Source organism: Streptomyces sp. YS-3 (assembly GCF_045257485.1).
GTDB lineage: Bacteria > Actinomycetota > Actinomycetes > Streptomycetales > Streptomycetaceae > Streptomyces.
Window position 1 is genome coordinate 1 of record NZ_JBJHPC010000253.1, and the last position, 10,034, is coordinate 10,034.

10 protein-coding genes and 1 pseudogene are annotated in these 10,034 nt (G+C 67.2%); 3 read left to right on the forward strand and 8 right to left on the reverse strand.

Features of this window, described 5'->3' with window-relative positions; all coding sequences use genetic code 11:
• Positions 1–252, reverse strand: a 252-nt coding sequence (locus ACJA3G_RS20635; RefSeq protein ID WP_406554493.1) for an ATP-binding protein, incomplete at its 3' end; no start/stop codon positions are given.
• A gap of 341 nt (positions 253–593) precedes the next feature.
• On the opposite strand from ACJA3G_RS20635, the gene ACJA3G_RS20640 reads away from it, so the two are divergent.
• Positions 594–830 carry a DUF397 domain-containing protein gene (locus tag ACJA3G_RS20640; protein WP_406554494.1) on the forward strand — a complete coding sequence of 79 codons (237 nt, stop codon included), beginning with the start codon at positions 594–596 and terminating at the stop codon, positions 828–830.
• 204 nt (positions 831–1,034) lie between these two features.
• Positions 1,035–1,865 carry a helix-turn-helix domain-containing protein gene (locus ACJA3G_RS20645; RefSeq protein ID WP_406554495.1) on the forward strand — a complete coding sequence of 277 codons (831 nt, stop codon included), beginning with the start codon at positions 1,035–1,037 and terminating at the stop codon, positions 1,863–1,865.
• 33 nt (positions 1,866–1,898) lie between these two features.
• On the opposite strand, the gene ACJA3G_RS20650 is transcribed toward ACJA3G_RS20645, so the two are convergent.
• From ACJA3G_RS20650 to ACJA3G_RS20665, 4 genes are all read right to left on the reverse strand, one after another.
• Positions 1,899–2,717, reverse strand: a complete 819-nt coding sequence (locus tag ACJA3G_RS20650; protein ID WP_406554501.1) for an SAM-dependent methyltransferase — start codon at positions 2,715–2,717, stop codon at positions 1,899–1,901.
• 150 nt (positions 2,718–2,867) lie between these two features.
• Positions 2,868–3,251, reverse strand: a complete 384-nt coding sequence (locus tag ACJA3G_RS20655) for a hypothetical protein (protein WP_406554496.1) — start codon at positions 3,249–3,251, stop codon at positions 2,868–2,870.
• Between the two features lie 135 nt (positions 3,252–3,386).
• The gene (locus tag ACJA3G_RS20660; protein ID WP_406554497.1) at positions 3,387–4,316 is read right to left on the reverse strand and encodes a helix-turn-helix domain-containing protein; all 930 of its coding nucleotides are present in this window, start codon (positions 4,314–4,316) and stop codon (positions 3,387–3,389) included.
• 1,553 nt (positions 4,317–5,869) lie between these two features.
• Positions 5,870–6,151 carry a helix-turn-helix transcriptional regulator gene (locus ACJA3G_RS20665; protein WP_406554498.1) on the reverse strand — a complete coding sequence of 94 codons (282 nt, stop codon included), beginning with the start codon at positions 6,149–6,151 and terminating at the stop codon, positions 5,870–5,872.
• Positions 6,152–6,349: 198 nt separating this feature from the next.
• Between ACJA3G_RS20665 and ACJA3G_RS20670 the strand changes: the two genes are divergently transcribed.
• Entirely contained in the window at positions 6,350–7,135 is a 786-nt protein-coding gene (locus ACJA3G_RS20670) for a DUF5655 domain-containing protein (RefSeq protein WP_406554502.1), read from the forward strand.
• Between the two features lie 175 nt (positions 7,136–7,310).
• Here the strand turns inward: ACJA3G_RS20670 and ACJA3G_RS20675 are convergent, their stop codons facing one another.
• The 3 genes and pseudogenes from ACJA3G_RS20675 to ACJA3G_RS20685 all read right to left on the reverse strand — a co-directional run.
• Entirely contained in the window at positions 7,311–7,772 is a 462-nt protein-coding gene (locus ACJA3G_RS20675) for a hypothetical protein (RefSeq protein ID WP_406554499.1), read from the reverse strand.
• 27 nt (positions 7,773–7,799) lie between these two features.
• The gene (locus tag ACJA3G_RS20680; protein WP_406554500.1) at positions 7,800–8,081 is read right to left on the reverse strand and encodes a hypothetical protein; all 282 of its coding nucleotides are present in this window, start codon (positions 8,079–8,081) and stop codon (positions 7,800–7,802) included.
• Between the two features lie 1,289 nt (positions 8,082–9,370).
• Positions 9,371–10,034: pseudogene (locus tag ACJA3G_RS20685) on the reverse strand (hypothetical protein); the annotation flags it as partial.

The following is a 10,034-nucleotide window of genomic DNA, read 5'->3' on the forward strand; positions in this document are numbered from 1 at the left end:
TGGTAGGAGGCGCGGGGGAGCGGGGCTGGGGTCGCTGACTGCGCAGACCAGGTCGGAGACGCGTAGGTGCAGGGCCAGCCAGAAGGGGCCAGTGAGGCAATGTGCCCTGGGGCTTGCGTGGTCCAGGGCGTTGGTCATGAGTTCGCTGACGACGAGTTGGGTGTCGTGGGCGAGGTGGCCGGCGCTGGGTTCTGGCGAGGAGAGCCTCCAGCGGACGAGGCAGCGCAAGGCGAATGCGCGTGATTCAGCCACACTGCGAGGTACGGCTTTGAACTGGTGTGCGGCAAATACTGCGGGACTGATGCCGCGTTCGAGTCCGGGGTCTGCGTCGCCCGTTCGAGTTAGTGCGGGGAGTGATTCCGAGCCAACTTCCGGTCTGCCGGAGTGTGGCCTGGGTGGCGGGATACTGGCGCGCTGGTCTGTCGGCCCGATCACTGCTGGTGGCACCCCCGTGAGGCGTTCTCTTCGAACGGCATCGCCGCCGCGAAGGCATGAGGGTACGGTCATCTATCTCTCCGATGCAATTGCATGTGGAATTGCGTGGAGCCGTGTGGGGGCGGGAGGGGGGCGAGTGGCGAAAGGAGCGAATGGTGATGCATCGGTTCGAGAATGGCATGCCGGCCGACCGGATGGGCGAGGTCGGGTGGACGAAGAGCAGTCACAGCAATGGAGCCGGGTCGTGTGTGGAGGTCGCGGCGCTGCCCGGCGGGGAGATGGCCGTGCGTAACTCGCGGTTTCCTGGAGGGCCCGCTCTGGTCTTCACTCCGAGTGAGGCACGGGCGTTTCTCGCCGGGGCGAGGGAAGGGCAGTTCGATTTTGTGACTGACTGAAAACCCTGAGGGAAAGGGAGATGCGGCGGCGTTGGCCCCAGAGGTCGGGATACTGGTGCTCCATGTGTTGTGACGCAGGAGACCACTATGCTCGCAGCTGAACCGTCTCTCCCTTCCCCCATACAGCTCGTGGGGGCTCGCGTGCAGGGGCCAGCATCCTTGGAGCGGGCCGCGCTTCGTCGTGCCGAGGCACATCCCACCGCCTTGAAGGTCATCCTGGGTGGACGCCTGCGCCGGCTGCGCGAGGCGGCCGGGCTGGAGGAGAGGGACCTGGAGAAGGAGCTCGGCTTCAAGCCGTCGAAGATCAGCCGGATCGAGAAGGGCCGGCAGGGGTGCAGCGAACTCGATGCCCGCGCCATGCTGAGTCTGTACGGGGTGAGCGACGTTGAAGAGGTCGAGGAGTTTGTCCGGCTGGTCGAGCTGTCCCATCAGCCGGACTGGTGGAAATCCTGGCGCGACGTCGTCAGCAAGTTCTTCAGCCCGCTGCTCTCCCTGGAGGGAGCAGCCGAACTGATCCGGATCTACGAACCGGTCTACGTGCCGGGGCAGTTGCAGACCGCCGAGTACGCGCGCGCTGTGATCCGCGCCGAGTGGCCGACCCGCTCCGCCCACGAGATCGACCGTATGGTCGCCCTGCGCCAGGCCCGTCAGCACCAGCTGGAACAGCCCGGCGCCCCTGTCCTGTGGGCAGTCATCAAGATGGACGCCCTGATGTGGTCGGTCTCCGACCGGGACATCCTGGCCGCCCAGATTCGACACCTGATCGGGTGGGCCCAGCGCCCGAACGTGAAGATCCAGGTGGCGCCCGTCGACGTGTTCCGCACCGTCCCCGCCTCGACGAACATGACCCACCTCTCGTTCGCTGTACCCGATTTGGACAACGCGGTCTACAGCGAGCATCTGGTCGGCTCGATGTTCACACAGGACCCCCGGGAAGTTGAGCACTATCTGACGTTGCTGGACCGCCTCGCAGCCCAGGTCATGTCACGCGAGGCGTCTCTGGCCTGCCTGCAGGACCTGGCTGCCGGGAAATGAGGCCCGGGCGGCGAGCCCGCCCGGGGTCCGTCGCTACCGCACCTGCGCCACCCCGCCCCACTCCTTCCACTCCCAGCTGCGCTGAGGACGTGCGAGGTCGGTGTCGGGCATCCACGCGGACACCTCCACCAGCCCCGGCGGGTCGAGGACCGTGAGGGACTCGTGCTCGAAGTAGGCGGCCACCTCGTGCTCTTCCCGCACCCGGCCCCAATGATGGTCGGTGGCGGCATCCATGAAGTCGGTGACGAAGGTGCGGACCTTGGGATCAGCGCTGACCAGCTGACAGATGACGAGGAAGCTGCCCGGCACCAGGCGCCGCACCACATTGCGGATCAGGTGGGCAGGGTCGTCGTCGGGGATGCAATGCAGCACCGAGACGAATAGCGCTGCCACTGGCTTGGAGAAGTCGATGATGCGCCGGGTGTCGGGATGGTCGAAGATCCGGGCAGTGTCGCGCATATCGGCCTGGATGACCGTGGTGTACGAGTTCTCGTCCAGCAGCGCCCGGCCATGAGCCAGTACGATGGGGTCGTTGTCGACGTAGACGATGCGCGCCTCGTCATGCACCCGCTGGGCGACCTGGTGGACGTTGTCCCGTGTCGGCAGGCCGGAACCGTGGTCGATGAACTGGGTGATCCCTTGCTGCTCGGCCAGGTAGTGGACCACCCGGCGCAAGAACTGGCGGTTGTTGAGCGCGAGTTCCATCGTGCTGGGCACCTGCTCCAGCAGCGCGGCACATGCGTCCCGGTCCACCTGGTAGTTGTTGGTTCCCCCTAGGTAATAATCGTACATACGGGCCACGCTGGGCACCGTCGGGTCGATCGCCGGTGGGCTCCACGGCTCCCCTTGCATGCAGACCTCGCCGCGTCGATGAGAGATGAGCGTGCGGATGAATCTGCCATGGTAGAGACCACCGGCCGTAACCGATAGCGCACCCAGGGGTGATCCGGACGTGCAGATGAGGGTTCCGGCCACGCGCGGCTCTCATCGCTGCGCGGTTCGTTAGTCGGTGCGCCGTGTGCGCTCGGCGTGCCGCAGGTGACTGGTCACCGTCCCCTTATCCAGCCCCATCACCGATGCGATCGCCGTATCCGACAGCTGGAGTTCCTGTCGCAGCAACAGTGCATCGTCCTGAGCGAGCGTGAGGGGCTGCGCCCCCTCGGGGGTAAGACCGCTGGCCGCGCTGACCCACGCGCGCAGCACTCCCCACGCCACCGCAGAAGGCCGTCCGCTGCCTATGACTGCGGGCCACATCGTGACAAGTTCACCCAGCGCGCCGGCCACACACACGCGAGCCGTCTCACGGCTCGGCAGCCGCAGCAGCGCATAGCGCAAGTAAGCGCCCTGATACTGCAGGCAAAAAGCCGTGTACTCCACAGGCAGCATGATTGACACCGCCGTCTGCGCAGGGGCGCCCGGCGCCGTCCACGTTGCGCCGCCCTCTGCGGGCCATCGACGCTGGCGGGCTTCACTCATCACTCTCTCTTTCCCGATATCGGCGGCTGAAAGGCGAGGCACGGGTCAGTCAGCGCACTCGCCGCCGGACTGGGGCGGGGCGCCGTCGTGCAGCGGCATCTGCAGACACAGCAGGAAGGCGTAATTGGCGTCGTCCCAAATACCGCGCAGGTCCTGAGGCTGGGCGTTGAGCGCGGTGAGCAGGGCGCTGGTGGTCTCCCAGCACGGGACGACCTCCCCTCGCAGGGCGCCCTCCACCACGGCTGGTGGCACCACTTCACCACTCAGACGGCTTACCTGCTCATAAGGTGGGCAGCCGGCGGCCAGATACATGCCGCGCAACGCCGACCCCAGCCGGGCAACGGCCTCGTCGAGAGACGGACGGGGCGCCCGGGCCAAGCCCTGCGCTGCCTCCCAAAGCGGCCGCATGTCACCCGCGTTCGCGCCGACCGCCTCGGCCAGGGCTTGCGCCGCAGGCCATGTCGGCACCCGGTCCCCGGAGACGATCTTCGATACGTAGGAGCGGGACAGCCCTGTGCCCTGCGCGGCCTCCTGCATGGACAGGCCCGAGCGGCGCAGCAGAAACGACAAGGCGCACGAGAGGCTGCTTGACGCCCGGGCCCGGGCCAGGGCCGCCTCATCCAGGGCCGACTCATCTGCGCTTGCACGGGCGGCGGGCATCAGGACGGCATGGGCTGTGCGGCCGGCGGAGCGCGCTGCCGCCCGTCGTTCGAACAACCGCCGCACCTCGGCCGGGCTCCAGCGTGCGCTCGCGGTGGTGGCGCTCGTAAACGATGAAGCCCCTACCTCCTTCCAACTCGCCCCCCGGGCCCGGGCATCCATAACCGCGGCTGCCGCGTAGCACTCCAGTTCCAGGCCGACCCGACGCGCCAGGGTGAGCAGACTTTCAAGGTCGGCGTGCGCGTGCTCACCCTCCAGCAGATCCATCACCGCGCCCTGCACCCCCTCGGCCGCACTGAGCGCTGTCGGGAACACCGACCGCACCGCCTGCCGTTCAGCGGCCTTCTTGCGCTGGGCACCACGTCGGCACCGCCGGTCACAGAAGACTCTCTTGCGGCCAGGCCCGCGCACACGGGTGAAGGTCTCCCCGCAATGTCGGCACACGCCCTGACGATCTGATTCAGACACAGACAAGCACCACCCCGCCGATTTCGACCGCGTTGCCGTTGGTACGAGCCCTGAACCCCAATGACGACACAGACAGGGATCCAACACTCCGCACTGGGAATGGGGTGTGCGGCCGTGGCATCCCTCGCCGCCACACACCCCTCACCACTAACGGCAGCGGCAGCGGCACCGGCATCGGGCTGCTACGGCCGGAACTGCACCGCACACCGTCAACGCCGTCACGGCGAACCACGCACCCGCCGCCGTCTGCCACCTAGGCGTGAACAGCACGATGGGCACCACCGTCAAAGCGAGAAGGACACCGAGCAGCCGCGTGACAGCCCAGGCACGCCGACTCCACTCCTGCACCAGCACGTTGGTACCGTCAAAGCCCGTCGGCTCGTCAGCGGCGGGGGACTGTTGACCGTTCATGAGAATTCCTTCCTGAGCGGTTGGAGTGCGGGGACTCCTGGTGAAGGATGCGAAGCCGGATTACCAGGAGTCCCCGCGGCAGTGCGATGAAAGTAGCGTGGCCGACGACCGTCGTGCCGCCAGAATGGCCACAAACTCGAAAATCCCGAGACGGCGGCTCAAATACAGGACCGAACGCGCTATCGAACGGGTGGTCGGGTGCGGGTCGAATGGTCAATCGTGCTCCGCGGTTGTCCGGTATCGATCGAAATCGATCGCACCTTATGAAGTTTCGCACGGGAAACCGGTCGGGTGTTCGAGGTTGGCCAGGCGGTGACTCTTCGGAGAATGGCGGAAGGAATTTGCGTCAGCAGGATCGCAATTGCATTTTCCTGAGTGGGGTTGAAAGCTGAGCCCGGTCCCCCCGTGGAAGTCCGCATGACAGGGTCGCGAACAATCTCCGATTCGCCGACCTGACGAAGTCTCCACGCCCTGCGACGGTGGACGTGTAGCTCGATGCACCGGGCAGCACCGGCCACTCGATCCGCTTGTCCGTGCGGGGCTGGCGAGCCGACGATGGTCTGCAAGGGGGCAGCCGAGTCTGTTTGTGTTGCCCGGCACCGTGTCCCCGGTACCCGCAAGGCTGGCGGCCTCCGACGCACACGACGACCAGCCGGGTGATTGGCCCCCAGCGCCGTCCCGGATGCTGACGCCATGATGATCAGAGCCCGCCTGAGCCGCACCGACTCGTGTCTGCCCCTGCGGACGATTCCGTCTCTGCCCCTCTTCGTCGGTCAACCGCTTCGCCTTCACCGGCTCCGCCATCGCGAGCGAGGCTGGCGCACGGACACCAACCGCCCCCGCGAAACGTTCGTGGGCAACACACCAAAGACGGGCGAGGTATGCAGGCCAGGGTCATTGGCCCTACAGCATCCACGCTGTGGTGACGATTGTGCGAGACAGAGAAGCCCCCGCCGGATACTCCGGCGGGGGCCTGTCTACGTAGAGGGTCACGCTGGCGAAGGGCGCGCGTCCTGAGTCCCGCCGTATTCGGGTTCGCCGCTATCTAGGACGCGGAGCAGGGAGGCGGTGACGACGCGGGTGCTGCGACCGATGCGGAGCACCCGGCAGGGGAACTCGCCGCGGCGGACCAGGTCGTAGCCCTTCGCCCTGGAGAACCCGAAGGCCCGGGAAGCGTCCTCGACGCTGCCAGTTCCGGCCCAGGTAGCGCGGATGTGCGAGGGGCTGTACTGGGCAGCCAGGCCCGGCGTCACGTTGTTCTGGCTGTGCATGTGTGGCTCGTGGGTTCCTTTCAAAACGCTCCGGCCGCGGAAATATCCCTGGGCTTTGCGGCGTTCCCCTTTGACATCGTGATCGCGGAGGGGGGAGCGGTGGGCCTGAAACTGTTCAACACGGCGGGCGAAGCAAGCGAGGTCGTGCCGCGTCTGGCTGCGGTCGAGGCGGATGTGCAGGACCTCGTCGAGGCGCACATGGAGGTGATGCTGGGGGTGCGGTTCCTGGCGAGTGAGTTCGCAATCGACTGTGTCGACGGCGGGCGGATCGACTCGCTGGGACTCGACGAGAACGGGGCACCGGTGATCGTCGAGTACAAGCGAGGCACCGACACCGGCGTGATCAACCAGGGGCTCTACTACATGGCCTGGCTGACGAACCACAAGGACGCCTTCCGGAACCTGGTCCGTCATCGACTCGGGGTCATGGCCGCGTCCCAGATCCTGTGGAGCACACCTCGTTTGATCTGCGTGGCCGGCGACTTCACCCGCTACGACGCGCACGCCCTGCGCGAGCACCGACGTTCGATCGACCTGGTCCGCTACCGGTACTTCGGCAGCCACCACTTCGGCCTCGAGACCGTGGCCTCCGTCACCGGGCACTCGGCGCCGGCCAAACGGGTATGCCGCCGTGCGGCGGGGGTGCCGACGGTCCGGAAGCAGGCCAGCGCGATGGCAGAGCTGGCCGAGGCGGTCGACGAGGTACTGGTCGGACTCGGGGACGGCGTCAGCCGGGTCCAGCGCAAGCAGTACCGCGCTTACCGACGGCTGCGGAATTTCGCCAGCCTCTGCCCCCCGCAGCAGACCAAAATCCTCGTCTACCTCAAAGCCGACCCGAAGGAGGTCGACCTCGTCCCCGGCTTCACCCGGGACGTGACGGGGCTCGGCCATCACGGCACAGGTGACCTGGAGCTGCAGCTGCGTACGGAGCGAGACCTGGAGCGTGCCCAGGACCTGTTCCGTCTCAGCTACATCGCCGCGTAGGGTCCTCTAGCTGGAGCGCCAGCGGAGCGTGAAGTTGTGGGCGGTCGTCGTGACGGTGCCTTTCGACGTGACGGGCAGGGAATGACGGTGGGACCACTAATGGTCCGGACGATCCCCGGTTTTGCTAACCGGGGATCGTCCGCTATGTATCGCCCTGCCGCCGGCCCTTCGGCGATCAACCACGCCCTGTCCGTGGTGAGCGGCGGACGTTGATCGTTCCCGGGGTCGCGGCCTGCGGATTCCGTTGGCGGCGCTGCGGGTTGGGGGCCGTGCGCAGCCAGCCGATCAGCGAGGCCGCCTCCCGACTCGGCCGCCCGCTCCCAGACAGCTCCAGCGCATCGAACACCGGCCCCCCGTCACGGCCGCGCTGGATCCAATCGATGCGCTCGGACACCAACAGCAGTTCGCAACCAGAGCGCAGGTGCAGGGCAGGGGAAGCGAAGGCGAGCCGGTCGCCCAGGAGGGCAATAGCGGCCACCAGGGCCCGTGCAGCCTGCGTCAGCTCGTCGCTGACGGCATCGAAGCGCAGCATCGCCAGTTTCGCCAGGCTCAGCGAGGCGCTGCGCTGTACGGAGGTGACGGAGACGCCACCCAGTCCCTCCGAAGGCGGAATCATGCCGTGCCCGAGCTCCGACATGCGCGCCGTCTTGACGCCAGCCTTCGGCTACGCGGCGGGCGAGGGAATCCAGCCGTTCACTCGTGCGGTGTCGGCCAGGGCCGCGCACGCCGGCCCCAGCCTCCCGGTGTCGGATGCCGAGTGCTCCGGGTTGTGGAGGAACACCAGATCGGGCTCGCGCCCGAGGTCCTTCACTGCCTGCTCGACGGCGGTCCGCAGTCGGGCGGGATCGAGGCTGTGGCCCCCGGGGAAGAATCCGACCTTGGTGGAGAGTGAGAAGTTCGGCAGCAGGTCACCGGCCGATGTCTTTACAGGACCTCGTAGGAGCATGGCGAAGATAGTTGGACGCGGTGTCGATGCGCCTTATGGCGAGGTCGGCGGCTGCTTCGAGAAGGTCACGGGCGTGACCAGACCGGTGTAGCCCGAGAATGATTAGCCCGTCAGCGGTTCGCACAGCCCCTCCGTGATCAGCAGGTCGGCCAAAGTGGTGATGTCCTCGGGTGCGCCGTCGAGGTAGACCGGGCGGCCCGACAGGAGCATCCGGAGACCCTGCTCTGCGCCTCGTGGAAGGTCAGCCGCTCGCCGCCGCAGACTTAGACCGTGTCATCGGATCGGATGATGGAGGGTGCGAACTCGGTGACGGCCGCGACTGCGTCCGGCCGGCCGAAGGCAGCCACGTAAGGCAGGTGGCGTGTGGGCGGGGTACTGGATCTCAGTTCGTCCAGGTAGCGCCCGGGGCTGCGCCCACTGCGCGTCGGTCAACGGCACGCTTGACCAAACGATCGGCTGATCCAAACGAAACTGCCTAGTACCCGCGGCCTGCTCAGCGATCACGCCCAAGCGTTGGCAACCCGCCGGAGATCGTACGGACGCTGGTCGTGGGCGAACGGTCGTCATACCGCAGACTCAGCCGTTCAGGGCGCCGAGCCCCAGGGGCCCGGAGAGGGCGATAGGTCCGGTTGCGCAGAACGCGCCTGACGAGAACGCCCCAGACGGCGCGCCGCTCGGCGCTGTCCGAGGGGATGAGGCGCACCCGAACGCCGCCGTTCGGCTCCATTGAGACATCGCACTCCGCCCCCGTGCCGCTCACCCAGAACGGAACCTCGGTATTCCGGTGAAGGTTGCTGGGGAGTCTCCGCAACCTCACCAAGTCCGCGGGAAAGGGGACGGAGACACGCACGGCTGTCGCCTGCCGATCCATTGAAACGACAGGCCGCCCCTTCCGTGTGAAGTGAATCCAGCAGAAAAGTTCGGGTTCGCTCGCAACATCATCAGCACGCACCACCCCATTATGCGACGAAATGATCAGCGTCACCGTACGGGGTTGCTGGGCCGATTCCGCACGGTGAGGGCGTCTCCGGGTTTGGGGAGCACAGTGTCCCCTCGAACTCGACGTACTGGCCGTCGATCGTGGTGAAAGCATGGACGCGGTGCCAGTAGGTGCTGCCCTCGCTGCCGTGTGAAAAGTACCGGCGATGCAGCGACCTTCCATGGCGATGCCGCTCGTGACGGAGCGCAGGCGGCCGATGAGCTGCCGCGACAGGAAGAAGCGGGGGGTCCCGCGGGCGGCCGGGACGGCGAGGCCCACCAGAATACCGTCATGTGCTCCGGACAGAGGCTCACCGGTTGCGCCCGGGAGGCTGCGCAGCTGGCGGCGCTGCTGCCACCGGCACGGGAGCGTGCGCGGTCCGGCGTTCTGGCACGGCGTCGCCGTACAGGCGCTCGAAGTCGGCGATGGCTTCGCCCGGCGTGTCGTAGGAGCTGCTGACGACCCGTAGGTGGTTCTCGCCGTGGAGGTGGACGCTGTCGGCGTGCTGGTAGGTGCCGACGCCGACGGTGGTGTGCCCGTCGTGGGCGTGGAGGTGGAGGGTGAGGAGGCCGGAGTTGATGTCGTCGTGGATCTTCTGGGCGTCCGCGGACACGAGTCGGATCTCCTCACGGTCCAGCCAGGTCATCGGGTGGTCCGCCCAGGTCCACTCGGTGTTGATCTCCTCCTGCAGCTGCTCGGTGATCTCCACGGGGATGCCGGCGTCGCGCAGGAGCCCTGCGGTGGTGTTGGCGTAGTAGGGCTCCTCGTGGTCGATCCGGACGAGGAGCATCGTGCCGTCCGTGACCGGCCGGAAGCCGTGCGAGGCGAGGGTGGCGCGGGCGGTGTGGAGTGTGTTGCCGGCGAGGGGTGGCGACGACGGCGCTGGGGTGCTCGGGGTGCAGGGCGAGATGAACGTGGGCGTGGGCGGCGGGTGCGGTGTCGGGCATGGAGGGCTCGTTTCGCCGGTCCGGGCC

Bases quoted from the DNA above. Each gene is read 5' to 3' on its own strand.
- ACJA3G_RS20640 (WP_406554494.1), top strand. From the start codon at position 594: ATGCATCGGTTCGAGAATGGCATGCCGGCCGACCGGATGGGCGAGGTC.
- ACJA3G_RS20650 (WP_406554501.1), bottom strand. From the start codon at position 2,717: ATGCAAGGGGAGCCGTGGAGCCCACCGGCGATCGACCCGACGGTGCCC.
- ACJA3G_RS20655 (WP_406554496.1), bottom strand. From the start codon at position 3,251: ATGCTGCCTGTGGAGTACACGGCTTTTTGCCTGCAGTATCAGGGCGCT.
- ACJA3G_RS20665 (WP_406554498.1), bottom strand. From the start codon at position 6,151: ATGCACAGCCAGAACAACGTGACGCCGGGCCTGGCTGCCCAGTACAGC.
- ACJA3G_RS20670 (WP_406554502.1), top strand. From the start codon at position 6,350: ATGGAGGTGATGCTGGGGGTGCGGTTCCTGGCGAGTGAGTTCGCAATC.
- ACJA3G_RS20675 (WP_406554499.1), bottom strand. From the start codon at position 7,772: ATGTCGGAGCTCGGGCACGGCATGATTCCGCCTTCGGAGGGACTGGGT.
- ACJA3G_RS20680 (WP_406554500.1), bottom strand. From the start codon at position 8,081: ATGCTCCTACGAGGTCCTGTAAAGACATCGGCCGGTGACCTGCTGCCG.